General features: G+C 74.7%; 19 protein-coding genes and 1 pseudogene. 10 read left to right on the top strand and 10 right to left on the bottom strand.

Going from position 1 to position 24,014, the window contains the following annotated elements; genetic code table 11:
* Positions 1 to 308 precede the first annotated feature (308 nt).
* Positions 309 to 1,574, top strand: coding sequence for an MFS transporter (locus tag ACFY8W_RS16140; RefSeq protein WP_391105555.1), 1,266 nt, complete (start codon positions 309 to 311; stop codon positions 1,572 to 1,574).
* Positions 1,575 to 1,646: 72 nt separating this feature from the next.
* On the opposite strand, the gene ACFY8W_RS16135 is transcribed toward ACFY8W_RS16140, so the two are convergent.
* From ACFY8W_RS16135 to ACFY8W_RS16120, 4 genes are all read right to left on the bottom strand, one after another.
* Positions 1,647 to 2,621 carry a hypothetical protein gene (locus ACFY8W_RS16135; RefSeq protein ID WP_391105218.1) on the bottom strand — a complete coding sequence of 325 codons (975 nt, stop codon included), beginning with the start codon at positions 2,619 to 2,621 and terminating at the stop codon, positions 1,647 to 1,649.
* The gene (locus ACFY8W_RS16130; protein WP_391105216.1) at positions 2,618 to 4,096 is read right to left on the bottom strand and encodes an MFS transporter; all 1,479 of its coding nucleotides are present in this window, start codon (positions 4,094 to 4,096) and stop codon (positions 2,618 to 2,620) included. Before ACFY8W_RS16130 ends, ACFY8W_RS16135 begins: the two co-directional genes overlap by 4 nt.
* A complete protein-coding gene (locus tag ACFY8W_RS16125) occupies positions 4,096 to 5,454 on the bottom strand; it encodes a discoidin domain-containing protein (protein ID WP_391105214.1) in 1,359 nt (452 codons plus the stop codon). Before ACFY8W_RS16125 ends, ACFY8W_RS16130 begins: the two co-directional genes overlap by 1 nt.
* 578 nt (positions 5,455 to 6,032) lie before the next feature.
* The gene (locus ACFY8W_RS16120) at positions 6,033 to 6,401 is read right to left on the bottom strand and encodes a cupin domain-containing protein (RefSeq protein ID WP_391105212.1); all 369 of its coding nucleotides are present in this window, start codon (positions 6,399 to 6,401) and stop codon (positions 6,033 to 6,035) included.
* A 583-nt stretch (positions 6,402 to 6,984) separates the two neighbouring features.
* Between ACFY8W_RS16120 and ACFY8W_RS16115 the strand changes: the two genes are divergently transcribed.
* The 4 genes from ACFY8W_RS16115 to ACFY8W_RS16100 all read left to right on the top strand — a co-directional run bounded on the left by ACFY8W_RS16115 (position 6,985) and on the right by ACFY8W_RS16100 (position 11,196).
* Positions 6,985 to 7,839, top strand: coding sequence for a hypothetical protein (locus ACFY8W_RS16115; protein WP_391105210.1), 855 nt, complete (start codon positions 6,985 to 6,987; stop codon positions 7,837 to 7,839).
* 13 nt (positions 7,840 to 7,852) lie between these two features.
* Positions 7,853 to 8,989, top strand: a complete 1,137-nt coding sequence (locus tag ACFY8W_RS16110) for a hypothetical protein (RefSeq protein WP_391105208.1) — start codon at positions 7,853 to 7,855, stop codon at positions 8,987 to 8,989.
* Positions 8,990 to 9,166: 177 nt separating this feature from the next.
* Positions 9,167 to 10,216: a pseudouridine-5'-phosphate glycosidase gene (locus tag ACFY8W_RS16105; RefSeq protein WP_391105206.1), complete on the top strand. Its 1,050-nt coding sequence runs from the start codon at positions 9,167 to 9,169 to the stop codon at positions 10,214 to 10,216.
* Positions 10,217 to 10,260: 44 nt separating this feature from the next.
* On the top strand, positions 10,261 to 11,196 hold the full coding sequence (locus ACFY8W_RS16100) for a PfkB family carbohydrate kinase (RefSeq protein ID WP_391105204.1): 936 nt from the start codon (positions 10,261 to 10,263) through the stop codon (positions 11,194 to 11,196).
* A gap of 175 nt (positions 11,197 to 11,371) precedes the next feature.
* Here the strand turns inward: ACFY8W_RS16100 and ACFY8W_RS16095 are convergent, their stop codons facing one another.
* On the bottom strand, positions 11,372 to 12,007 hold the full coding sequence (locus ACFY8W_RS16095) for a uridine kinase (protein WP_391105203.1): 636 nt from the start codon (positions 12,005 to 12,007) through the stop codon (positions 11,372 to 11,374).
* Between the two features lie 98 nt (positions 12,008 to 12,105).
* On the opposite strand from ACFY8W_RS16095, the gene ACFY8W_RS16090 reads away from it, so the two are divergent.
* Positions 12,106 to 12,945 carry an SDR family oxidoreductase gene (locus ACFY8W_RS16090; protein ID WP_391105201.1) on the top strand — a complete coding sequence of 280 codons (840 nt, stop codon included), beginning with the start codon at positions 12,106 to 12,108 and terminating at the stop codon, positions 12,943 to 12,945.
* Between the two features lie 26 nt (positions 12,946 to 12,971).
* Positions 12,972 to 13,307: pseudogene (locus tag ACFY8W_RS16085) on the top strand (MerR family transcriptional regulator); the annotation flags it as partial.
* A gap of 242 nt (positions 13,308 to 13,549) precedes the next feature.
* Here ACFY8W_RS16085 and ACFY8W_RS16080 read toward each other — a convergent pair.
* Both ACFY8W_RS16080 and ACFY8W_RS16075 read right to left on the bottom strand, forming a co-directional pair.
* On the bottom strand, positions 13,550 to 14,092 hold the full coding sequence (locus ACFY8W_RS16080; RefSeq protein WP_391105199.1) for a cupin domain-containing protein: 543 nt from the start codon (positions 14,090 to 14,092) through the stop codon (positions 13,550 to 13,552).
* 84 nt (positions 14,093 to 14,176) lie between these two features.
* A complete protein-coding gene (locus ACFY8W_RS16075; protein WP_391105197.1) occupies positions 14,177 to 14,824 on the bottom strand; it encodes a winged helix-turn-helix transcriptional regulator in 648 nt (215 codons plus the stop codon).
* An 84-nt stretch (positions 14,825 to 14,908) separates the two neighbouring features.
* Between ACFY8W_RS16075 and ACFY8W_RS16070 the strand changes: the two genes are divergently transcribed.
* From ACFY8W_RS16070 to ACFY8W_RS16060, 3 genes are all read left to right on the top strand, one after another.
* On the top strand, positions 14,909 to 16,120 hold the full coding sequence (locus ACFY8W_RS16070; protein ID WP_391105195.1) for an aminotransferase class I/II-fold pyridoxal phosphate-dependent enzyme: 1,212 nt from the start codon (positions 14,909 to 14,911) through the stop codon (positions 16,118 to 16,120).
* A gap of 85 nt (positions 16,121 to 16,205) precedes the next feature.
* Positions 16,206 to 16,664, top strand: a complete 459-nt coding sequence (locus ACFY8W_RS16065; RefSeq protein WP_391105193.1) for a hypothetical protein — start codon at positions 16,206 to 16,208, stop codon at positions 16,662 to 16,664.
* Between the two features lie 222 nt (positions 16,665 to 16,886).
* Positions 16,887 to 17,546 (top strand): DUF2293 domain-containing protein, encoded by a 660-nt coding sequence (locus ACFY8W_RS16060; protein ID WP_391105191.1) that lies wholly within the window; start codon positions 16,887 to 16,889, stop codon positions 17,544 to 17,546.
* Positions 17,547 to 17,866: 320 nt separating this feature from the next.
* Here the strand turns inward: ACFY8W_RS16060 and ACFY8W_RS16055 are convergent, their stop codons facing one another.
* From ACFY8W_RS16055 to ACFY8W_RS16045, 3 genes are all read right to left on the bottom strand, one after another.
* Positions 17,867 to 18,670, bottom strand: a complete 804-nt coding sequence (locus ACFY8W_RS16055; RefSeq protein WP_391105189.1) for a chaplin family protein — start codon at positions 18,668 to 18,670, stop codon at positions 17,867 to 17,869.
* 838 nt (positions 18,671 to 19,508) lie between these two features.
* A complete protein-coding gene (locus ACFY8W_RS16050; protein WP_391105187.1) occupies positions 19,509 to 20,942 on the bottom strand; it encodes an SWIM zinc finger family protein in 1,434 nt (477 codons plus the stop codon).
* Positions 20,939 to 23,863: an SNF2-related protein gene (locus ACFY8W_RS16045; RefSeq protein ID WP_391105185.1), complete on the bottom strand. Its 2,925-nt coding sequence runs from the start codon at positions 23,861 to 23,863 to the stop codon at positions 20,939 to 20,941. The genes ACFY8W_RS16050 and ACFY8W_RS16045 overlap by 4 nt, the downstream gene beginning before the upstream one ends.
* Between the last annotated feature and the right edge of the window lie 151 nt (positions 23,864 to 24,014).

Here is a 24,014-nt window from a genome sequence, read left to right as displayed (position 1 = left end):
GCGGAGGCGGAGGCCGGAGGCGGCGGGAGACGGAGGCCGGAGGCGGCGGGAGACGGAGGCCGGGGCGGCCGAGGGCGGGGGGCGGAGGCCGGTGGCGGCAGATGGGGAGGCCGGGGGCGGCGGGCGTGGAGGCACGGGGTGGCCGGCGAAGGCCGCGGGGATGGCCTGGGGTGGCCGGCTGCCGCCTGGGCGTTCCCACGTTGTGGGACGACTGGCACTATGCGTAAGTGACCAACAGCTCGGACGCTCCTGACGCCCTGCGCTCCCCCGCCTCGCCCGCCTCGTCCTCCTCCCCCTCCTCGCCCGCCTTGCCCTCCTCGCCCGCGATATCCGCCCCGCTCTCCGCCGCCCGGCTCCCCGCCCTCCGGCGCCGGATACAGGCGGTGCTGATCGCCACCCAGATCCTCGGCGGGCTCGGCATCGCCATCGGCGTCGCGCTCGCCGCCGTGCTCGCCAAGGACGTCAGCGGCACGGAGGCGCTGTCGGGCCTCGCGTCGACGGCCACGGTCTCGGGACCCGCGCTGCTCGCGATGCCGCTCGCCTCGCTGATGGCCCGCCGCGGGCGGCGCGCCGGGCTGGTCCTCGCGTACCTGGTCGGCGCGTTCGGCGCGGGAGTCGTGGTCCTCGGCGCCGTCCTCGGCAGCTTCCCGCTGCTCCTGGCCGGGCTGGTCGGCTTCGGCGCCGGCTCCTCGGCCAACCTGGCCGCCCGGTTCGCCGCGGCGGACCTCGCCGAGCCCGACCGGCGGGCCCGGGCCATCTCGACCGTGGTGTGGGCCACCACCATCGGCGCCGTCCTCGGCCCCAACGTCGCCGCCCCGGCCGGCCAGAGCGTCTCCGGCCTCGGCATCCCCGCCGCGGCCGGGCCCTTCGTATGGGCGTCCGGCGTCTTCGTCGTCTCCGCCGTCGTGGTGGCGCTCCTGCTGCGCCCGGACCCGCTGCTGACCGCTCGGGAGCTCGCGGGCCCCGAGGAGGCCGACGGCGCCGACGGCCGCTCCCTGAAGGCCGGCCTGCGGGCCGTGCGGGCGTCCTCACGGGCCCGGCTCGCCCTGGTGACCGTGGCCGGCTCGCACACCGCGATGGTGTCGATCATGTCGATGACGCCGGTCGCGCTCAGCCACCACGGCGCCGACATCCGGCTCATCGGCCTGGTGATCAGTGGTCACATCGCCGGCATGTACGCGTTCTCCCCCGCGATGGGCTGGCTGTCCGACCGGCTCGGGCGGCTCTCGGTGATCGGCCTCGCCGTCGCGCTGATCGCCACGGCGGCGCTGCTCGCGGGCACGGCCGGGGCCGACCACGGGCAGGTCGCGCTCGGCCTGTTCGTCCTGGGCCTCGGCTGGTCGGCGGGCCTGGTCTCCGGCTCGGCGCTGCTGACCGACTCCGTCCCGCAGGCGGCCAGGGCCGCCGTCCAGGGTCTCTCCGACTTCATCATGAACACCTCGGCCGGTCTCGGCGGTCTCGCCGCCGGCCTGATCGTCTCCCAGGTGGGATACGGCTGGCTGAACGCGGTCGGCGCGTGTCTGCTGCTGCCGATGACGCTGCTCGTGCTGCGCGGCGCGGTCCGGCGGGCCTGACAGGTCCGCACGGTCGGATCAGGCGGTCGGATCCGCCGGGCCCGACCGGCCGGTCACCGGCTTGACCGGCCTTCATCGCGGTACGACCGGCGACGTCGCCCCTGCTGCCGACCGGCGCGGCGAGCCGGTGCCGTCGGCGGGCACCTTCCACACCGCGCCCCCGTGGGCGTAGGCGATCGTGTCGGGGCCGGTCCAGGACGCCTGGTCGTCGACGGAACGCGGCTCGGCCAGCGGGTGCTCGCGGAGCGTGGCCAGGTCCAGGACGAACAGCCGCCATGGTGCGCGGACGTCGTCGGACACCTTCTTCTTGTAGGCGATCCGGGTGCCGTCCGGGGACAGCGAGGGGCACTCGACGTTCTCCTTAAGCGCCCGCGCGGACCACTTCCTCAGGTCGCCCTCGACGAGGTACGTGTGCCCGCCGGTGCCGACGGTGGCGTAGAAGCGGTTGTCGTCGCGCGCGAAGCTGACGCCCCAGTAGTTGACGTCGGGTGCGTGGTGCCGCCGCCCGTCGAGGGTGAGCGGGATCTGCTCGATGTTCTTGATCAGGTAGCCGGTGCGCAGGTCGAGGATCGAGGTGCGGGTGGAGAAGGCCGAGGTGGCGTAGGAGTCGCCGGTCGCGAAGGTGGTCCAGGCGAGCACCCGGCCGGAGGCGGAGACCCGAGCCCGGTTGGGGATGCCGGGCAGGCTCATCCGCCGCTGCTCGCGCAGCCGCCGGTCGAGCACGAGGACGTACGAGCGGGCCGGCACCCCGGGACGCCGCTGGAGGCAGAGCGCGGTGCCCCCGGCGGCGTGGAAGCGGTCGCAGCGGGGCCCGAGCGCCGTCCGGCCGCCGGGCGCGGAAGCGTCCAGGCGGGCGACGCGCCCGCTCGCGGTGTCGCGGAACCAGAGCGCGCCCGGGGAACCGTCGTCGAGCGTGAAGCCCGCGCCGGCGCCCGTCTCGGCGGCGCTCGCGGCGCGGCCGGCGGCATGCCAGGTGTACGCGCCGGCCCCGCCGGCGAGGAGCAGGAAGCCGAGGACGAGCGCCCACAGGCTGCGGTGCCGGGTCATGACGTCTCCTTCCGGTGGAGCGGGCCGGACGTGCCGGACGTGCCGAGGGGATCGACGGGACCGAGCGGGCCGAGGCGATCGAGCGGGCCGGACGACGACGGCTCGTGGGGCTCTGACCTCTCGTCAGGCTCTTGCTTGTCATGGGGCTGTTGCTTGTCATGGGGCTTCTGCGGCTCGTCGGGCTCTTGCCTCTCATGGAGCTTCTGCGGCTCGTGGGCCTCTCGCGGCTCGGGCCGGTCGGGCCTCTCGAACCGCTCGGTCGGCAGCAGCCTGGCCGCGCAGCACAGGGCGAGCGCGAGGCCGCCGAGTGTGAGGAGGAGTGCGGCGCGCGGCCCCCACAGCGTCCACGCGGCCCCGAAGCCGGCCGCCGCGACCACCTTGGCGAGGGCCTGGGCGGTCTGGACGAGGGCGAGTCCGCTCGCCCGGCGCCCGGCCGGGAGCAGCGGTCCGGTGAGCGCCATCAGAACGCCGTCGGTAGCGGCGTAGAAGACGCCGAGCAGTAACGGGACCCCCACGAGGAGCAGTGGGCCGGGCACGGGGGCCAGGAGCAGGCCGAGGGCGAGGAGCAGGGCCACGTGCCCGTACAGGAAGGGGCGTCTGCGGCCGGTCCGGTCGGCGAGCCGCCCGGCCGGTACGGCGAGCAGCAGATAGGCGGCCGAGGCGCCGAGCGGCAGGAACGGGAACCAGGTCGCCGCGAGTTCGGTCCGCCGCTGGAGCAGCAGGTAGAGGAACCCGTCGCCGACGGTGGCCGCGCCGAGCAGCGCGGCGGCGAGCACGACCCGGCGCACGGCGGGCAGCCGGAGCGGGGCCGCGAGGTCGCGGGCGCCGCGGGACGCGCCCGTGGTCTCCCGTCGCCCGCCGGGGACGAGCACGACGAGCAGCAGCACTCCGAGCAGGCCGGTGCAGAAGCTGACGACGAACACGGCGTCGTACGCGTCGGCGGTGGCCCACAGGATCGCGAAGGCGGCGAGCGGGCCGAGGAGGGCGCCGGTGGTGTCCATGGCGCGGTGCACGCCGAAGGCACGGCCGAGACCGTCGGGCGGGCTGTCGAGCGTGATGAGGGCGTCGCGCGGCGCGGTACGGATGCCCTTGCCCAGCCGGTCGGCGGCGAGCGCGGCGGCGATCAGGCCGGTCGCGCCGCCCGCGAGCAGCAGGCCGAGCCGGGAGCAGGCGGAGAGGGCGTAGCCGATGCCGGCGACGCGCTTGTGCCGGCCGCCGCGGTCGGCGGCGTGACCGCCGACGAGCCGTACGAGGGCGGTGGCGCCGGTGAACAGTCCGTCGAGGAAGCCGAACTGGAGCGGGGTGAGGCCGAGGCCGAGGACCAGGTAGAGCGGCAGGACGGCGGTGACCATCTCGGAGGAGACGTCGGTGACCAGGCTGACCGTGCCCAGGGCGAGGACGGTGGCGGAGACGCGCCGCCGCGCCCCGGTGGGGGCGGGCGGCACGTCCCGGCGACCCGTGGTCGCGAGGTACATCAGTGGCAGTTGTAGGTCGGGCCGGTGTCCTTGACCTGGCCGTCGGTGCCGACGTACTGCCAGGTGTAGGTGGTGTCGGTGAAGTCCAGCTTCAGCACCCCGTACGGACCGCTGATCCGCTTCTGGCTGTTGGGCTGGACCGTCTCGATCGGGTACGGCTCGGCGCCGCCCATGCCTCCGACGATCTCGACGATGCCGTCGGCGGTGGCCCGGCCGTCCGGGTCCTGCGGGGCGAAGCGCTCGTAGTGGTGGTCGTGCCCGTTGAGGACGAGGTCGGCCTTGGCGGCGTAGAGGATCCGCCAGACCGGCTTGGAGACGGGGTCGTTGCCGTGGCCGCCTGAGGAGTAGAGCGGGTGGTGGAAGTAGGCGGCGACGCAGCCCTTGGTGTTGCGGGCGAGGTCGTCCTTGAGCCACTGGATCTGGGCGGGGTCGTCGAAGGAGTTGGAGTCGAGGGCGAGGAAGTGCCAGTTGCCCTGGTCGTAGCTGTAGTAGGGCTTGCCCTGGGGGTAGGCGATGGCGCCGAAGTACGACTTGTAGCCGGCGAGCGGGCCTGCCGGGTCGTAGGTCTCGTGGTTGCCGGGCACGGGGCGGGTCTTCGCCTTGAACGCGCCCCAGGTCTTGTCGTAGTAGTTGCGGTAGTCGGACAGCCGGGCGTCGTCGTACTGGTTGTCACCCATCGTCAGGTAGAACGCCGGGTTGATCCGCTGGGCCTGGGCGGCGGTCTTGGGGTGGGCGCAGGAGCTGCTGGAGGCGGTGCACTGCGCGGCGATGTCGCCCGCCGCGACGACCGTGAAGGCGCCGGTGGGGGGCGGGGTCGTGGGCGGCGGGGTGGTGCCGTCGGGCGTTCCGTACACCTCTACTTCATAGAGGGAGTAGCCGTACGAGGTGCCGCGGGCGGTGCCGTAGACGCGGACGTGGCGTCCCTTGCCGCCGAGCCCGGTCCAGTCGTCGGTGCCGCCGTTGCCCGCGGTCTCGGCGGCGAGGGTGGTCCAGGTGGTGCCGTCGGCGGAGATCTCGACGCGGTAGGCCTTGGCGTAGGCCACCTCCCAGTTGAGGCGGACGCGGGTGACGGCGGCCGTGGTGCCGAGGTCGACGCGGAGCCACTGGGGATCGGAGCCCTCGGCGCTGGCCCAGCGGGTGGCCGGGTCGCCGTCGAAGGCCTTGGCGGGTTCGAAGCCGGTGTCCTCGACGGAGGACGAGGTGGCGGGCTTGCCACGGGAGAGCAGCGGGTCGGCGGCGGCGGCCCGGTCGGGCGCGAGGACCAGCAGGCCGCCGACGAGGAGCAGCGCGGCGGCGAGCGCGGCGACGAGGAGGGACGGGGTGGTGCGGCGAGGTGGGGCGGAGGCGTTCAGGCGCATACCTGGGACTCCCTGGCCTGGGGACGGCGAGAGCTGGACTTCGGTGCGGACATCGCGGCCCGGCCCGCGTGGCGCGGGGCGCCCCGGGGCGTGCGGCGGTGCACGGCGGCCGGGTCAGAGCTCTCGCTGAGCGCGTCACGCCCGCGCCCGGTGGTCCCGGGACGGGCGCCGCGCCAAGCCGCCGCGGCGAGAGTAGCGGATAGGAAAGTTTCCTACCAGACCTGGAACAGGGCTCTGCGGGGGCGGAGTTCGGGGCGCCGGAGGGGGAGGTTGCGGGGCTTCGCGGAGGGAGGCTCCGCGGGGGCAGGGGCACGGCTCCGGTGGGTTGGGGGAGGCTCCGGTGGGCGGGGGTGAGGCGGAGGCGAGGCTTCGCGAGGGCTCGGCGGGAGGGGCGGGGCGATGCTCCGCGAGGGCGCAGGCGGGGCGGAGGCGAGGCTTCCGTACGGCGCCCGGGAGGGGCGCGGGTGAGGCTCCGTTCCCGAGTCCGGTCCGGTCCCGTCCGGTCCGGTCCCGTCCGGTCCCGTCTCGTCCGGTCCCGTGCGGTCCGCTCCGGTGCCGGAGCCTCAGGCCCACGGGCGTCAGAGGCTGATGTGGTACGCCTTGCGCAGGGTCTCGTGCACGGTCCAGGTGGTGCGGTCGCCCTCGCGGAGCACACAGGCGTCGCCGGGGCCGATCTCCAGGGTCTCGCCGCCCTCGACCTCGACCGTGGCGCGGCCGCTCACGACGACGAACAGCTCGTTCGCCTCGGTGTCGGTGACCACGCCCGGCGTGATCTGCCAGATGCCGCGGATCTGCTTGCCGTCGACGGACTCCCACAGGACCTTGCCGGTCACCTCCGGGGTGCCGGAGACGATCTGGCCGGGGTCGAGCGGCTCGGGCTCGAGCTCGGCGTCGGGGATGTGGACGGCGAAGGAAGGCTGCGTGCGAGTGGTCGCGTGAGTGGTCATGGGCGGTGACTGTAGCGGGGCCCGAGAGGCCCGTACGGGGCCGGTACCCGGTGGAGGATTTCCCTCCGTTTCCCGTTCCGACCAGCCGCTTCGCCCGTACGGAATCCGCATGTACGGCGTCACGGAATCCGCAGGAGGCGCATTCGGCCGGAGCACGGCGCCATCTGCGCGCGGACGGTGCTCCGGCGGCCGCCGGGGCACCGATTCCGTAGCACCCGGGCCATGAAAACCGCCCCTCGAACAACTTTCGCCCGCAGCCGTCACCGCTGGTCGGCGCAGGCGCCTTTGGTGAGCCCAATGTTGGTACCGGAGATTGCGCCGCGCCCCCTGACAGCCGGGCCGAGAGGGCGCCACACTCCCCCCGAGCCCGTCTCACGGGCCCGTCTCCGGAGACCGCTCTGCAGTCCGGCTCTGATGTCCGCTCTGGGTCCGGCCATGGAGTCCGCTCCAGGGTCCGGCTCCCGATCCACTCCCCCGGGCCCGTCCGTTCCCGCTCCTTCTCTCTTCCGTTCCCCCTCTCTTCCCTCCTCCTCCCCCTCCTCCCCCTCCTCCCTTCCTCCCCCACCCCGGACAGGAGAGTGCGATGACCTCCACCCGTGCCCGCGCCGCCGTCCTCGGCGCCGCGGCCCTGCTGACCGCCGCCATGACCGCCCCCACTGCCACCGCGGACCCCGCGGCCTCCGCCGTCCCGAGCGGGGAACCCGCGCCCGGCGCCTCGTACAAGGCCGTCCACGACACCCTCGGCCCGCAGCGCCTGACGCCCGCCCAGCGCGCGCTCGCCGCTGCCAAGCAGGCCGAGGCGGAGAGATCGTACGAGCGGGCCCGTACCTTCGGGACCACGGGCGCCCTCGCCGGTTACAAGCTCTCCGGCGGCATCCACCAGTCCCAGCAGACCTCCTACTGGTGCGGCCCTGCCACCCTCGTGATCACCCAGTCCGCCCGCGACGAGGTCGGCGGGCGCTCGCAGCAGGAAGCGGCGACCCTGCTCAAGACGAACACGAGCGGCACCGCCTGGTACGGCATCAACATCAACGTGTCGAACCCCACCGGCTATCCGATGGCGGACGCGCTCAACTACCGCCTCCCCGGCGCGGGTTACGTCCCCAAGGCGCTGCCCTACACCCCGACCGCCACCGACAAGGCGAACTTCAAGCAGCACATCACCCACAACACCGACAACGACTACGCCATCGCGGGCAACGCCTGGGAGGTGCCCGGCGGTCCGCACCTCGTGGGCCACCCCAACATCGAGATCTTCCACTGGGTCTCGATCGACGGCTACAACACGGACACGGCCGCCGGCCAGGTCAACTACCTCGACCCGGTGGGCGGCGTGAGCACCAGCGTCATCTCCTGGGCCGGCCCCGTGCCCAAGTCCGCGCACATCTCGTCCGACACGATCACCACCATCATGGGCGGCCGTGGGTACGTCTGGTAGGCGGCCGTCTCCGGTGTCCGTCCGGGCGTGCGTCCTGACGTGCGCCCTGGCGGGCTCCCTGACGGGCCTCCTGCTCGCGGGATGCTCGCCCGGACGGACCGGGCCCGGCCCGCTGTCCACCACCGCACCGCCGACGGCGCGGGCGGAGCGGGCTGCGGCCTGCGAGGTGCCGCTGCCGACGGCATGGGACACGGCCTTCGCCGCGGGCGAGTACCGGCCGCCCGGCGGACGACGCGCGGCCCTCGCGGACGCCGGTCCCGGCTGGACGGCACTGCAGCTCACCGGCGGCGACGGGCGCCGGGCCGTCCTCGTACGTGAGGGAGAAACGTCTCCGCAGACCCTGCTGCGGTTCGCCGACCCGGTCGGACACCAGCTGCTCGCGGCCGACTTCGACGGACGCCGGTGGGCCGCGTTCGCCGTCCTGGAGGGCCGGACCCTGGACAGCCCGTGGAGCCTCTACGTGTGGGACGCGGCCACCGGCACGACCCGGCGCCTCGCCCGCACCGACCGGCCGGGCCCGCTCCCCCGCCCTGTCGTGCACGACGGCACCGTGGTGTGGGCCCAGGGCACCGGCCCTGGAAAGGCCGCGATCTTCGCTGCCCCCGCGGGCGGTGGGCACGCGCGCGCGTGGCACACGGGAGTCCTGGACACGCCGTTCGCCGCGGGCGGGCTGCTGGTGTGGCGGGAGGCCGCGGGAGGCCACACCCGGCCGGCGGCCCTCTCGCTGCGCGACGGGCGCCCGGCCGCGCTGCCCACGCCGGTGGCCGCGCTGCGCGACATCCGCTCGCTCGTCTCCGACGGCAGCACCTGGGCATGGGTCGAGGGCGAGACCGAGCCCCGCCTGATGGTGTGGCGCACGGGCGACGCACGGCCCTGGGCCGCCGTGACCACCTCGCCCGCCGCGGACGGCATGGACCAGCTGCGGATCGCCGGCCGGCTGGTCACCTGGCGCACGCCGGAGACCTCGTACGCCCTGGACCCCGGCCCCGGCTCGTACGCGCGGATCACTCCCCCGTACGGCTATGCGGCGGCCGACGGGAGCGCCCTGGTCCTCGCGTACAGCGTCGGCAACGCCAAGACCGCGGGCGCGCGAGCCGTGGTCCAGGTCGTGGACGCCGCCCGGCTGCCCGCGCTGCCGCGCTGCGGCTGATGGCCCTGAACATGGCTGCGGCCGCGGCTGATACCGCGGCTGCGGCTGACTGTGACCCTGACCGTGCCCCCCCTGGCTGGGGTTGCGGCTGCGGCTACGCCTGACGCCGTGGCTATGGCAGTGGCTGATGTACGACGCCGAGGTTTGCGAGGCGCGTGGGTGCGCCAGAGATCCAGCATGCCCACACAGGTGTCCGAAGAGGTACGGGAGGCGCTCCATGAGGGGCGGCCCGTCGTCGCGCTGGAGTCGACGATCATCGCCCACGGCCTGCCGCGTCCGCGCAACCTGGCCGTGGCGAGGGAGCTGGAGGGCCTGGTACGGGACGGCGGGGCGGTGCCCGCGACGATCGCGGTGCTCGACGGCGTCGCCCGGATCGGCCTGGACGGGGCCGCGCTCACCCGGATCGCCGAGGACCCCTCGGTCCGCAAGCTCGGCCACCGCGATCTGGCCCCCGCGCTCGCCGTCGGGGCGTCGGGCGCGACGACCGTCTCGGCGACGGCCTGGCTCGCCGACTCCGCCGGCATACGGGTCTTCGCGACGGGCGGTCTCGGCGGGGTGCACCGGGAGTGGACCGAGACCCAGGACGAGTCGGCGGACCTGCGCCTGCTCGCCGAGGTCGGCATCACCGTCGTCTGCGCGGGCGTGAAGTCGATCCTCGACGTGCCCGCCACCCTCCAACGCCTGGAAACCCTCGGCGTGACCGTCGTCGGCTACGGCACGGAGACCTTCCCCGGCTTCTACCTCTCGTCCTCCGGCGAGCGCGTCGACTGGACCGTGCGGACACCGCAGGGCGTGGCACGGGTGATGCGGGCCAGGGACGAGCTGGGCGGGCCGTGTTCGGCGCTGGTCGTAGGCAACCCCGTACCGACGGAGCAGCAGCTCGACCCGGCGCTGCACGACCGGGTCCTCGCGGCCGGCCTCGCGGCGGCGCGGGAGAAGGGGATCACGGGGCAGGCGGTGACGCCCTTCCTGCTGGAGTACCTGACGGTGCACACGGAGGGAGCGTCCCTGGAGGCCAACCTGGCGGCGGTACGGGGCAATGTGTGGCTCGCGGCCCGGATCGCCGCCGCCTACCACGGACAACTGGACGCACTCCCCGACGAGCGCGGAAACAGGCAGAGGCACGGGCAGAGGCAGGGACAGGGACACGGGAAGGGGCAGGGAGAGGGACAGGCGCAGAGGCAGGGACACGGACTTGGCCACGGACGCGGGCACGGGCAGCCGTGACCGATCGGTGGACGCGGCCCGGATCCGGTTCGGGGACGGAGCCCGTGCCCGGGCCTGATCCCGGGCCTGATCCCGGACCCGCGACCGGGCCCGGCGGCCCGGGGGCCCTGCTGGTCGTCGGGGACGTCGTCACCGACGTGGTCGCCCGGCACCGCACGCCGCTCGCGCCCGCGACCGACACGGCCGCCGAGATCCGCACCCTGCCCGGTGGCGCCGGGGCGAACGTGGCCTGCTGGGCGGTGCGTTCGGGCTGCCCGGAGGCACGGCTCCTCGCCCGGGTCGGCACCGACTCCGCCGTCTGGCACGACCTGGAGCTGCGCCGCGCGGGCGTACGGCCGCTGCTCGTACCGGACTGGGAGGCGCCGACCGCGACCGTGATCGCCCTGGTCGGCGCGGACGCGGAGCGTACGTTCCTGACGGACAGCGGTGCGGCACTGCGGCTCTCGCCAGGCGACTGGTCGCCGCGGCTGCTCGACGGGGTCGCCCGGGTGCACCTGTCCGGCTACCTCTTCTTCGGCGACCGGAGCCGCGAGACGGCCGGGCGGGTGCTGCGTGACGCGGCCGCGGCGGGGGTTCCGGTGAGCGTCGACCCGGCCTCGGCGGGCTTCCTCTCGGAGCTCGGCGCCGAGGCGTTCCTCGCCGCCGCGGCCGGTGCCGAGTGCCTGCTGCCCAACGCGGACGAGGCCCGCACCCTGACCGGTCACGCGGACCCCGCCACGGCTGCGGTGGCGCTGAGCACGCGCTTCCCGCTGGTCGCGGTGACCCTGGGCGCCGACGGCGCCCTACTCGCCGCCGACGGCCGGGTGACCGCGCGGGTCCCGGCTCCAGCCGCCCGTCCGGTCGACACCACCGGCGCGGGCGACGCCTTCACCGGCGCCTTCCTGGCGGCCCGGCTCACGGGCACGGCCCCGGCCGGCGCGGCGGAGGCGGGCTGCCGCGCGGGGGCACGGGCGGTGACGGCGGTGGGCGGGCGGCCCTGATCCACGGACCGGGTCGCCGTGGGCGCCGGGTGGTCTCGCCCTGCCCGTGGAGCCCTGGCGGTCAGTCCACAAAGCCGGTACAGCCCTGCCGTCCAGCCACACCGGTCCAGCCCTGCCATCCAGTCCTGGCCATCGAGCCCTCCCGGTCCAGCCCTGGCCATCGAGCCCTGGCCCGTCAGTCCATGAAGCCGGTCCAGGCCGGCCGCCGCGGGTCGTCGACGCGGACGACGGCGTCGGCGACGTCGGCGGGCCCGACCTCCTCCTCGTACCGCGCGAACGCGGGCAGCGTCCACGGGTCCTCGGTGCGGCGGGCCAGCGCACCCGGCGAGAGCCGCAGGTGCAGCTTCACGTCGAAGGGGAACCAGTGGCCGAGCAGGAACGGGCCGTGGACCACGAGGACTCCACCCGGCCGCAGCGGGACGGCGGGGCTGCGTGTGGCCCGGTCGGTCACGGGGTTCCACAGGTCGGGCAGCACCCGCCCGCTGCCGCCCGGCTCCAGCGGGCCGAAGACCTCCCGCCACAGCGCCCCGGTGTCGTACCAGCCGCTGTAGTACGCGTCGGGGTCCTGCCTGCCGTGCTCGAAGCGCAGCGACGCGGGGCGCAGGAAGCCGCCGGTCGCGACGACGAGCACGGACCTGCCGCGCAGCCGCAGCACCTCGGCGACGCGTTCGGCGAACTCCCCGCCCGGCGTGGCCGGGGCACCGTCGACACCCACCTTGAGCCAGTCGCTGCCGTCGCCGGGTTCGGCCCGCTCGACGCGGTCGGCCACGGTGTCGGCCAGCCGCTCCCAGCTGATCGCTTCGAATCGCATCCGCCCCATCCTGCCGTACGGATCCGGCCCGCCCGCTCCAAGCTTGGTGGCGGACGGTCTTGACCTTGCCACTGGCGGCAGGGTTCGACGATCACCCCATGAACAGCGAGACGCAGACGGAGCACATACCGGCACCGACGCGGACGGAGACGCAGACGCAGACAACCACACCAGCACAAGCCCCGGCGCAGACGCGCGGCACCGCCCGGGTCGTCGTGGTCACGGGCGCGGGCACCGGGATCGGCCGGGCCACGGCGCGGGGCTTCGCCCGGCAGGGTGCGACGGTCGTCGCGGTGGGCCGCAGGCCGGGCCCGCTCGACGAGACGGCGGAGGGCTTCCCGCGGATCCGGCCGCTGGTCGCGGACATCACGGCGCAGGGCGCGCCGGAGGACGTCGTCCGCGCCGCCGTCGAGACGTACGGACGGCTCGACGTGCTCGTCAACAACGCGGGGATCGCCTGCGGCGGTCCGCTCGGCACCCTGGGCCGCGAGGTGATCGGCCCGCTCGTCGAGACCAACCTCGTCGCGCCGGTGCTGCTCACGCAGGCCGCCGTGCCGGCCCTCGAGGCCTCGCGGGGCGTCGTCGTCAACGTGACGACGACGGTCGGTCAGCGCGGCTGGCCGGGCAACTCCGTCTATCCGGCCACGAAGAGCGCCCTGGAGACGCTGACCCGCTGCTGGGCCGTGGAGCTCGCGCCGCGCGGGATCCGGGTCGTGGCGGTCGCACCCGGGGCGATCGAGACGCCGATCGCCGACCACATGGGGCTCTCCGCGGAACAGCGCGAGGCGGTCCGGAAGTGGCAGCTGGCGCACATCCCGCTGGGCCGGATCGGCCGCCCCGAGGAGGTGGCCTGGGCGATCACGGCGCTGGCCGCGCCGGACGCCGGGTACCTGACGGGCACGGTGCTGCCCGTGGACGGCGGGGCGCTGGTGTCGTGATACGACTGCGCGGGGAGGTGGGGGCCTTGCGCATCGGTGAACTGGCCCGGAGGACCGGGACGACGGCACGCGCGCTGCGCCACTACGAGCAGGCGGGGCTGATCTCCTCGGTACGAGCGGCGAACGGGTACCGGGTGTACGAGGCGGACTCCGTGGTCCGCGTGGCCAACATCCGCTACCTGCTCGGCGCGGGTCTGACGCTGGACGACGTGGCCGCGTTCGCGAGCTGCCTCGACGGGGACATGCCCGCGACCCGGCCCTCCGTCGGCGGTCTGCGGATCGCCCGCGAACGCCTCGCGGTGCTCGACGCGCGGATCGCCGCGCAGACGGAGGCGAGGGACCGCCTGGCCGCGGCCCTGTCCCGCTATCCGGAACCGGCACCGCCGGACCCGCACGACGGGGACGACGGGAACGGCGGGAACGGCGGGAACCGCGGGAACGGCGGGAACGGCGGGAACGGCGGGAACGGCGGGAACGGCGGGAACGACCCAGACGGCCACAACGAAGGGGACAGCCTCGCCTGCCGGGAAGTCCCAGAGGCCGCTGACCTCGCGGACCTCGCGGACGCCAAAGACGTCAGGGACGTCACGGACGTCGTACCCGGTCATCCCTTCGGCGCCTCCTGCGCCGTCGCGCACGCCGGGGCCGGCTCGTCGACCGACAGCGGCGCGCCCTTCGGCAGCAGATAGGTCACGTGGAGCACGACGGGCTCCGTGCCGAGGTTGCGCCCGATGTGGACGTGGTGCGCGCCGGACGGCTCGACGAAGGCCTCGCCCGCCGAGGTCTCCTCGACCGAGCAGTCGTCGAGCGTACGCGTCAGGGTGCCGGACTGGACCACGGCGATCAGCTGGCCGGGGTGGTGGTGCCAGCCGGTGGAGCCGCCGGGCACGACGGTGATGGTGCGGACGACCACGTCGGTGTCGCCCTTGGGCGGCTTGATCGTGAGCCTGCCGTCCGATGTGCCCTTCGCGAGCACCGTGCCGCTCACGCCGCTGCCCGTCGTGGCAACGGCCGCCGCCGGAACCACCGCCACCGCGGCGACGGTGCCCGCGACGACGAGAGCCTTGCGCAGCCGTGCGCCGCGCCCTTCCTCGCGTATGCCCTGCGCCGTGTCCCGTCCCGCGCCCGCCCCAATGCCCTGCTCCATTGCCGTGCCCCTCCAACTGCTCGACGTGGCCGTCCGGTTCACGACGTCGATATCCAGCCACACGCTACCGCCGGAGGGGAGGAGTCAGGAGGCGTACGCCTCGTCGCGGAGTTCGGCGCGGCCCGTTTCGACCGCCTGGGCGAGGGTCAGTTCTCCGTCCGCGAGCGCCCGGCAGGTGGCCGCGTCCGTGCGCAGCCACACCTCGGCGTCCGCCGCCGGCCCTTCCCCGTACGAGAGCACTCCGCCTGCCCCGGCGCGTACGTGGAACTCGCCCTCGTCCAGCGTCACCTGGACGACCTTCGCGCCGAGCCCGGCCAGGGCGTCGAGCAGCGGGATCGCGAACCAGTGGGCGCGGACGGCGTCGGTCGGCCGGGGTTCGCCGAGCGCGGGCGCGCCCCACGCGGCGAGGGCGCGCAGCACGGGCTGCAGCTCACGCCCGCGCTCGGTGAGCTCGTACACGTACGCGGAGACGGGCGGCGGCAGCCTGCGCCGGGTGACGAGTTCCGCACCCTCCATGTCCTTGAGCCGGCCCGCGAGCATGTCGGTGCTGACGCCGGGGAGATCGGCGTGCAGATCGGTGTAGCGCCGTGGACCCGCGAGGAGTTCACGGACGATCAGCAGCGTCCACCGGTCACCTACGGCGTCGAGGGCGCGCGCTGCGGCGCAGTACTGGTCGTAGCTCCGGCGGCGCGGTTGACGCGACGAGCGTGACTGAGGCGACTGAGGTGGCATGCGACGCAGTCTAGACATGTTGTTGGACTTTCCAAGCTCGAACTTGGTAAAACCAAGCATCAACACTTCTGGGGAGGTCGGCGCATGGAGTTCCGGCAGTCGAGCAAGCTGAGCGAGGTCTGCTACGAGATCCGCGGCCCGGTCATCGAGCAGGCCAACGCCCTGGAGGAGGCGGGCCACAGCGTCCTGCGCCTCAACACCGGAAACCCGGCGCTCTTCGGCTTCGAGGCGCCCGAGGAGATCGTCCAGGACATGATCCGGATGCTCCCCAAGGCGCACGGCTACACCGACTCGCGCGGCATCCTGTCCGCCCGCCGCGCCGTCGTCCAGCGCTACCAGTCGATGGGCCTGACGGACGTGGACGTCGACGACGTCTACCTCGGCAACGGCGTCTCCGAGCTCATCTCCATGGCCACGCAGGCCCTCCTGGAGGACGGCGACGAGGTCCTCATTCCGGCCCCCGACTACCCGCTGTGGACGGCGGTCACGACCCTCGCGGGCGGCAGGCCCGTGCACTACCTGTGCGACGAGTCCGCCGACTGGTACCCGGACCTCGACGACATGGCCTCGAAGATCACCGACCGGACCCGGGCCGTCGTCATCATCAACCCGAACAACCCGACCGGCGCGGTGTACCCGAAGGAGATCCTGGAGGGCATCCTCGACCTCGCCCGCCGGCACGGCCTGATGGTCCTCGCCGACGAGATCTACGACCAGATCGTCTACGACGACGCCGTCCACCACCCGGTCGCCACCCTCGCCCCCGACCTGGTCGTCCTCACCTTCGGCGGCCTGTCCAAGACCTACCGGGTGGCCGGCTTCCGCTCCGGCTGGCTGGTCGTCAGCGGCCCGCGGGAGCACGCCAGGAGCTATCTGGAGGGCCTGACCATGCTGGCCTCCATGCGGCTCTGCCCCAACGCGCCCGCCCAGTACGCCATTCAGGCCGCGCTCGGCGGAAGGCAGTCCATCCACGAGCTCACCGCCCCCGGCGGCCGGCTGCGCGAGCAGCGCGACCGGGCCTGGGAGAAGCTCAACGAGATCCCCGGCGTCACGTGCGTGAAGCCGAAGGGCGCGCTCTACGCCTTCCCGCGCCTCGACCCGGCCGTGCACCGGATCCACGACGACGAGAAATTCGTCCTCGACCTGCTGCTGCGGGAGAAGATCCAGGTGGTGCAGGGCACCGGCTTCAACTGGGCGCGCCCGGACCACTTCCGCATCCTCACGCTGCCGTACGTCGACGACCTGGACGCCGCGATCAGCCGCATCGGCCGCTTCCTCGGCGGCTACCGGCAGTAGCGTCCGGACTCGCCGCGACTCCGCCCCTCCTGCGATGATCTGACGGATCATCGCAGGAATGACCGGAGAAAGGGGCCGATCCGCCATGGACGCCGCGCTGATAGCCGTCGCCGGAACCCTGCTGGGCGTGGTGGCCACCCACTGGTTCCAGGGCCGCGCCGCCGAGCGCACGGCCTCGCTTACCAGGACCGAGCAGCTGCGGCAGGAACGGATCGCGAGCTACAGCTCCTTCGCCGGAGCGGTCGTCGACTACCGGCAGAGCCAGAACGACCGCTGGTTCCGGGCCCATCTGGAACCCGGCACGGAGGAGGCGGAGCAGTCCCGCCACGCCTCGTACCGGCAGCGCAGCGCCGCCCGGCAGGCGCTCTTCCGGGTCCAGCTGATCTGCGACGACTCTGAGACCCGACGGCTCGCCCAGGAAGCCTTCGTGAAGACCCACTGCATGCACGAGGCGACGGACGACGAGGACCGCGTGCGGCGTTCGGACGAAGCGAAAGAGGCCCTGGCGCGCTTCATCGAGTCAGCCGCGCCGAGCGTGCGCTGAGCCGACGGCGGAATGCGCCGAGCCGATGGCGGAATGCGCGAAGTCCGCGGGCGGAATGCGCGAAGTCGGCGGCGTGATGCATCGATCCGGCGTCGGCGTCCGGTGAGCTGACCGCGCGACGGGTGCGCGACGCGGGCGATGCGAAGAGTCCTCCACGCGCGCGCGTGCGCGAGTGCGCGCGCGGGAAGTCTGCGCGTACTGACCCGCGGGTAGGACATCCGTGTGGATCTCGTCGCTCCCGTCGTGGTCGAACCGCTCAGGCGGCGCCGCTGCTCGGAATGCCACCAGGGCCCGCTGGAGCGGATGATCGTCGAGTTCAACGCGCCCGTCTGCCTGGACTGCGCCGACCTCGGACACCTCGTCTTCCTGCGGCGCGGCGACACCGCGCTCACCCGCCGCGCCCGCGAGGGCAGTTCGCTGTGGGCGGTGGTCGTACGGCACAACCGGCGCCGCACCCGCTACGAGCGCCAGGGCCTGCTCGTCGAGGAGGCCGCGCTCGCCCGTGCGGAGGCCGCCTGCCTCGCCGACGCCGAGGCCCGGGCGCGCCGCCGGGCCCGGGACGCGGCGCGCAGGGCCGGGCGGGACGCGGAGATCACGGCTGCCCTGGAGGCGGAGATCCTGCGCCTGTTCCCGGGCTGCCCGGCCGAGCGGGCGGAGCGGATCGCCTCGCACGCCTCGGCCAAGGGCAGCGGACGGGTGGGGCGTACGGCGGCCGGCCGGGCCCTCGACCCGGGCGCGGTCACGGCCGCGGTGCGGGCCGCCGTACGCCATGTCGACACCGACTACGACGCCCTGCTGATGGCCGGGGTGCCCCGGCACCAGGCCCGGGCCCGGATCGCACCCACCGTCGAGACGGTGCTCCGTTCGTGGCGGACGGGATGAGGGACCGGCGGACAGAGGCGCGGGCGGACAGAAGGACGATCGACTGAGGGCGACTGCCTGAAAGACGATCGGCTGAGGGGTGATCGACTGCAGGACGATCGGCTGAGGGACGGGCGGGCTGAGGGACGGGCGGGCTGAGGGGCGCGGCGACGCGGCGCCCTGAACTCGGCCCTGGCCCGCCCTCGGCGGGCGGGGGTCCGGCTGCGCGACCGGTGCGAGCACCGGCGCGAGTCGGTACGGGCGCCGGTGCGGGGGTGCAGGTGTCGGTACGAGCCGGTGCGCACCGGCGTGAGCCGGTACGGGCGGTACGAGCCGGTGCGTCAGGCCTGGTCGGCCGCGCGGCGGGCCCTGCGGTACAGCAGCGCTCCGCCGAGGAGCAGGGCGGCGCTCGCCGGTGCCGCGTAGCCGAGGGAGTCGGCGCCGGTGCTGGCGAGCTGGACCGAGCGGGACTGCGGCGCCGGGCCGGGGAGCTGCTCGGTGCTCGGGGCGGGCGGCAGGTTGCGCACCGGGGTCTGCGGGCGCGGGGTCGGGGTCTCGGGGTGCTCGCACTCCTCTTCGGGTCCCGACTCGTTCACCGAGGTGTTGCCGAAGGCGGGGTTGCCGATGCCGACCACGTTGAGCGAGTTGCCGCTGAGGTTGACCGGGAGGTCCACGGGCAGCTGGATGCCGTTGCCGGAGAGGACGCCCGCGGAGCCCTCGGTGTGGCTCCCGGCGTTCGCGCCGCCGCCGTTGTGGGCTCCGCCGCCGTGGTGGGATCCCCCGTGCCCGGGACCGCCGCCCGCGCGGGAGTCGCTGTCGGACGAGCCGGACCGCGGGGTGCCCGGCAGGTCCTTGTGGGCCGGGCGGCCGGCGGCGCGGTCCTCGGAACCGTGACCCGACCCGGAGCGGTTGGCACAGCTGTTGCCCGCCGCCGGGTTGAGCAGACCGACGACGTTGACGGTGTTCCCGCAGACGTTCACGGGGACGTGCACCGGCAGCTGAACCGCGTTGCCGGAGCCGACCCCCGGCGAACCTGCGGCGACGCCCTGCGCCGCGGAGTCCGCGTGGGCGGCGCCCGCCGACAGCGCGAGCGCGCCGCCGGTGACCAACAGTGTGGCCAGACCACTTCGGCCAATCTGCCTCATGGTTTCCTGCCTTCCGGATGTCTTCACGGGCCCTCGCCCGTATCCGAAATAACGCCATCCGCTGGGTGGCCGGATCCGACCGTCCGCGTGTTTCACTCCATCGAGGGAGCGTGAGGCGGTCGATCATGGCCCGACGTCGGGCGTTCGCGGTGCGTCACGGTGACGCGGGAGGGGGGTGAGGTGACCGTGGGGACGGAGCGACCGGGGGTACCGGTGGGGCGGGACACGGCGCGCCGGCGGACGCTCGGGACCACGCACACGGGTGCTGCCCGTCGTCCACGACGTCACCTCGGCGACCCCGACTGCCCGACGTACTCCCCCTCTTCGACGACGCCACGTACGTGCAGACGCCGGCCACCTGCACCGACTCGTCCCCGTTCCCGGCCGGGGGCGACGAACTGCTCCGCACGGCCGGGCTGGCGGTGAACCCCGGGGAGCAGGCGACGGCACTGGCCGCCGAGAGCCGCGTGGACCTCGCGATCAGCGCGAGCCACGGAAACGAACTCCATCTCTCCCAGGGGAAGTTGACCATCTTCTCACATGGCCCTGGATGCCACCGGCTCCCGGGCGCGGGGCGCGGGAGCCGCGCGGCTGGACCGTCGAATGCGCCGCTCCCGCCGCGGACTTCGGGTGGGCGCCGGTGTTCGTCATCGATCCGGAGTGCCTCTCCTGACCACGCTCCCCCGCCCCGACGGTTTCGCCGCCCCCTGCGCCCCCTTCGCCCAGGCCTCGGCCGCCGCCCAAGCCTGGAGGGCGAGCGGCCGCCGCGGCGACCGCGGCGGCAAGGTGGTGGCGCAGCAGCCGTCCCACGGCGACGGCCGAGCGGGTATGGCGGCGGTCACCTTCCGAGCAGGTCGGTGATCACGCCGACCGGGTCGGCGTCGGGGGTGCCGCGCGGCCACCAGTCCTCGCGGTCGGCGTCCGACTCGTACCCGTACCAGAGTCCGTCGCGGCCGAAGCGGAGCTGGAGGGAGCGGATGGAAAGCCGGTTGCGCCAGGGGCGGAAGGCCGGCAGGTCGGCGGCGAGCAGGGCGGGCCTCGCCCGGTCGAAGGGCCCGGCGGGCGGGTCCCAGGCCTCCTCCAGGACGGCGAGTCCGGCGGGGCCGCCCTGCCGCCAGGCGGCGACCGCGCGGGACAGGTCCGTGGGAGTGCGGTCGAGGGCGTAGGCGAGGTCGCGGTAGAGGGCGCGGGTGGAGGCGGTGAGGCCGGAACCGGGGTGTGCGGCGGCCAGCCGTACCGCGTCCTGCCAGGGGGTGAGCGCGGCGACGGGGTCGTGGCCGGTGGTGAGGAAGGTGTGGGCGCGGGCGGCGGCCTCGCCGGCGAGGAGGTCGAGCGCGAGCGGGTCGGGGGCGTCGGGGTCGGCGGGGAACACGGCGGGCCGGCCGGGCCGCGCGGGCGCGGGCAGCGGCGGGGGCAGCGGCGGCAGGCTGTGGCCGGTGGCCGGGGCGAGCACGGTGCGCGCCGGGACGGTGGGAAGGGCCGGGGCGGCCGCCGCGGCCAGGGCGCTCTCGGCGGCGGAGCGCGCCGCGTTGCGCCGGGTGAGCTCGGCGAGGAGTTCCTGTTCGCCCCGGCCGCGCATCAGGAACAGGACGAAGGGGTCCTCGTCGAGGAGGCGGGCGGCCTGGTAGCAGAGGGCGGCGGCGTGCTTGCAGGGATAGCCGTCGTCGGGGCAGGTGCAGTCGGGGACGAGGTCGCCGGGGGCGGGCAGGAGTCCGGTGACGGCCTCCAGGGCGTGGGGCACGTCCTTGTCCAGGAGGGCGGCGATGTGCTCGGGCCGTGCGGTGGCCTCGTCGAGGAAGCGCTCCCAGTCGTCGTCGCCGAGGGTCCTCAGCCGGATCTCCGCGCGGTACGGCCGGGCGCGGCTGCCGTGTACGTAGGCGACGACCCGGCCGGGGGTGACGGTGATCGCGTCGACGTGGCCGCGCTGGGCGTAGGCCCTGCCCCGGGCGAGACGGGCCGGGTCGAGCGCGGTGTCCTCCAGGGCGTCCACCCACGCGTTGCCCCACCAGCTGGCGGCGAACCGTCCGTCGGGGGCTTCGTGCGGGACGAGCTGGGGGAAGCTCCTCCGCCGGTCGTCGTGGCGGGGCAGGGCACCTCGGGCCCCACCCGCGCGCAGACGGGAGGGCCCGGCACGCCCGGGGAGGCGGGGGCCTTCGGCGGGACGGCGGCCTTCGGTGGGACGGGAGCCGTTGGCGGGACGGCGGCCTTCGGCGGGACGGGAGCCGTCGGCGGGACGGGAGCCGTCGGCGGGACGGGGGCCTTCGGGGCTCATGCGGGCCTCCTCAGGGACACCAGATCGGCCAGCTCGCGGTCGGTGAGCTCGGTGAGTGCGGCCTCGCCGGTGCCGAGGACGGCGTCGGCGAGGGCCCGCTTGGCGCGCAGCATCTCGGCGATCCGGTCCTCGACGGTGCCCTCGGCGATCAGCCGGTGGACCTGGACCGGCTGGGTCTGGCCGATCCGGTAGGCGCGGTCGGTGGCCTGCTCCTCGACGGCGGGGTTCCACCAGCGGTCGTAGTGCACGACGTGGCCGGCCCGCGTCAGGTTGAGGCCGGTGCCGGCGGCCTTCAGGGACAGCAGGAAGACGGGGATCTCCCCGGCCTGGAAGCGGTCGACCATCCGCTCGCGCTCGGCGACGGGCGTGCCGCCGTGCAGGAGCTGGGTGGCGATGCCCCGGCCCGCCAGGTGGTCGGCGAGCAGCCGCGCCATCGACACGTACTGCGTGAAGACGAGGACCGAGCCGTCCTCGGCGAGGATCGTGTCGAGGAGCTCGTCGAGCAGGGCGAGCTTGCCCGAGCGGCCGGCCAGCCGCACGCCGCGGGCCGTGGCGCGGGCGGCGGAGCCCGGTGCGGGCCGCTCCTTGAGGAAGAGCGCGGGGTGGTCGCAGATCTGCTTGAGCGAGGTCAGCAGCTTCATGACGAGACCGCGCCGGGCCATGCCCTCGGCGCCCTCGATGTGCGCCATCGTCTCGCGCACCACCGCCTCGTAGAGCGAGGCCTGTTCGCGGGTGAGGGCCACGGGATGGTCGGACTCGGTCTTCGGCGGCAGTTCGGGGACGATGCCCGGGTCGGACTTGCGGCGGCGCAGCAGGAACGGCCGGACGAGCCGCGCCAGACGCTCGACCGCCTCCTCGTTCTCGATCTCCTCGCCGTTCTCCACCGCGCGGGCGTGCCGCGAGCGGAAGGCCTTCAGGGGGCCGAGGAGACCGGGCGTGGTCCAGTCGAGGAGTGCCCACAGCTCGGAGAGGTTGTTCTCCACGGGCGTGCCGGTGAGGGCGACCCGGGCGGGGGCGGGCACGGTGCGCAGTGCCTTGGCGGTCGCCGAGAAGGGGTTCTTGACGTGCTGGGCCTCGTCGGCGACGACCATGCCCCATTCCTGCTCGGCGAGGCGGGGCGCGCTGGTGCGCAGGGTGCCGTAGGTGGTGAGGACGAATCCGCCGTCGAGTCCTTCGAGGGTGCGGTCGGCGCCGTGGAAGCGGCGGACGGGAACGCCGGGGGCGAAGCGTTCGATCTCGCGCTGCCAGTTGCCGAGGAGCGAGGCAGGGCAGACGACCAGGGTCGGCGCGGAGCGTGCGCGGCGCAGATGGAGGGCGATGAGGGTGACGGTCTTGCCGAGGCCCATGTCGTCGGCGAGGCAGCCGCCGAGGCCGAGCGAGGTCATGAGGTCGAGCCAGGCGAGGCCGCGCAGCTGGTAGTCGCGCAGGGTGGCGTCGAGGCCGGGCGGCTGGGGCACGTCCTCGGGGCCGGCGAGCAGCCGGTCCCGGAGGGCGGCCAGAGCGCCGACGGGGACGGCGGGAACGGTCTCTCCGTCGACGTCGGCGGTGCCGGTGAGGGCGACGGCGAGCGCGTCGACCGGTTCGAGCAGGCCGAGTTCGCGCTTGCGGGCCTTGCGGACGAGATCGGGATCGACGACCACCCACTGGTCGCGCAGCCGGACCACGGGCCGGTGGGCCTCGGCGAGGGCGTCCATCTCGCGGGCGGTGAGCGGGTCGCCGTCGAGGGCGAGCTGCCAGTTGAACCGCAGGAGTTCCGTGCTGTCGAAGAAGGCGGTGCCGTCGGTGGCCGAGCCGGGCGCGGCACGGTCGGGCCTGACGACGGCGGAGGCGGTGAGGGCGCGCGCGAGGTCGCGGGGCCAGTGGACGGCGACGCCCGCGTCGGAGAGCCGGGCTGCGGCCGGGCCGAGCAGCTCGTACAGCTCGTCCTCGGCCAGGGACAGGACGTCGGGCACGCCCCGTTCGAGCAGGCGGCCGAGGGGCGGCCAGACGCGGGCGGCCCGGCGCAGTGCGAGGACGGCGTCGATCCGGGCGCGCGGACCGAAGTGCTCGTCGCCGTCGCCGGCCCAGAGGGCGGCTGCGTCGATGACGAGGGTGGGGTCGGCGAGGCTGTGCACCTGGAGGAGTGCCGCCGCGGCCTGCCGCACCTCGCCCGTCCCGGCGGCGTCCGCTCCTGCGGACGCGTCGAAGAGCTCGAACGGGGACAGGTCGAGCCGGAGCGAGATCCGGACGCCGGCGTCCATGCCGGCCGCGGCTTCCGCGGCCCAGGCCCGCGCGTGCGGCAGCCGGCTGGCCTCGCGCGCGGCGAACGGCGCTCCGGCCGCGTGGGGCGCGGCCGGGGTGCGGGGCAGGGTGTCGGCGACGGCGTCGAGGAAGGCACGGACCAGTGCCTCGGGCTCGGGCAGCCGGAGGGGTCCCGGTCCGGGCACGGGCGTCGCGTGGGCCTCGTAGGGCATGGCGGCGGCGACGGCCCGCAGGTGGGCGATGTCGTCGGCGTCGAGCGGCCCGGCCCGCCAGGCGTCGTGGTCGTCCGCGGTGAGTCCCGGCAGCAGCCGCCCGCGGGCGACCAGGTGCAGGGCGTGCAGGGCGGCGGCGCCCCAGCAGGCGGTGGCGGGGTGGGCTTCGGGGTGGTGGCGGGCGGCGACGAGGTGGGGCAGGGCGTCGGCGACGGGCAGCAGCACGGCGGGCACGGTCCGGCCGCGTGCCCCGGCGCCGTGTCGCCGCACCACCGTGAGCTCGCCGCGCTCGGCGGTGGCGGGCAGGCCCGTCCCGCCGTCCGCGCCGGGAGGACCGCCGGGCAGGCTGCCGCCGTCGGGCGCCCAGAAGGCGACCCGGCCGTCCCTGGGCAGGGCCGCGGGCAGGAAGACGGCGGCGGCGCCGGGGAAGACGCGAGGTGTCGCCGACGGGGTCACTGCTGGGGTCACGGCGCTGCTCACCTCCCGGTCCGCGACGGATTCCGACTGGACTTCCGACCTTACGGGTGGGGTCTGACAACGGCCTCACGCGGCGCTTCCCCCATGCGGCCCAACAGAACATGACACCCGGACCGGGAGGCGGCAGGGTGGCGGGGAACAG

This window comes from Streptomyces sp. NPDC012637, assembly GCF_042954805.1.
GTDB lineage: Bacteria > Actinomycetota > Actinomycetes > Streptomycetales > Streptomycetaceae > Streptomyces.
The sequence above is the reverse complement of the archived record's forward strand: the minus strand, read 5'-3'. Positions and strand labels throughout refer to the sequence as shown.

Excerpts from the sequence above, each read along its gene's own strand:
- ACFY8W_RS16135 (WP_391105218.1), bottom strand. The coding sequence starts at position 2,621 with ATGACCCGGCACCGCAGCCTGTGGGCGCTCGTCCTCGGCTTCCTGCTC.
- ACFY8W_RS16130 (WP_391105216.1), bottom strand. The coding sequence starts at position 4,096 with ATGTACCTCGCGACCACGGGTCGCCGGGACGTGCCGCCCGCCCCCACC.
- ACFY8W_RS16125 (WP_391105214.1), bottom strand. The coding sequence starts at position 5,454 with ATGCGCCTGAACGCCTCCGCCCCACCTCGCCGCACCACCCCGTCCCTC.
- ACFY8W_RS16120 (WP_391105212.1), bottom strand. The coding sequence starts at position 6,401 with ATGACCACTCACGCGACCACTCGCACGCAGCCTTCCTTCGCCGTCCAC.
- ACFY8W_RS16115 (WP_391105210.1), top strand. The coding sequence starts at position 6,985 with ATGACCTCCACCCGTGCCCGCGCCGCCGTCCTCGGCGCCGCGGCCCTG.
- ACFY8W_RS16105 (WP_391105206.1), top strand. The coding sequence starts at position 9,167 with ATGCCCACACAGGTGTCCGAAGAGGTACGGGAGGCGCTCCATGAGGGG.
- ACFY8W_RS16095 (WP_391105203.1), bottom strand. The coding sequence starts at position 12,007 with ATGCGATTCGAAGCGATCAGCTGGGAGCGGCTGGCCGACACCGTGGCC.
- ACFY8W_RS16090 (WP_391105201.1), top strand. The coding sequence starts at position 12,106 with ATGAACAGCGAGACGCAGACGGAGCACATACCGGCACCGACGCGGACG.
- ACFY8W_RS16080 (WP_391105199.1), bottom strand. The coding sequence starts at position 14,092 with ATGGAGCAGGGCATTGGGGCGGGCGCGGGACGGGACACGGCGCAGGGC.
- ACFY8W_RS16075 (WP_391105197.1), bottom strand. The coding sequence starts at position 14,824 with ATGCCACCTCAGTCGCCTCAGTCACGCTCGTCGCGTCAACCGCGCCGC.
- ACFY8W_RS16070 (WP_391105195.1), top strand. The coding sequence starts at position 14,909 with ATGGAGTTCCGGCAGTCGAGCAAGCTGAGCGAGGTCTGCTACGAGATC.
- ACFY8W_RS16065 (WP_391105193.1), top strand. The coding sequence starts at position 16,206 with ATGGACGCCGCGCTGATAGCCGTCGCCGGAACCCTGCTGGGCGTGGTG.
- ACFY8W_RS16055 (WP_391105189.1), bottom strand. The coding sequence starts at position 18,670 with ATGAGGCAGATTGGCCGAAGTGGTCTGGCCACACTGTTGGTCACCGGC.
- ACFY8W_RS16050 (WP_391105187.1), bottom strand. The coding sequence starts at position 20,942 with ATGAGCCCCGAAGGCCCCCGTCCCGCCGACGGCTCCCGTCCCGCCGAC.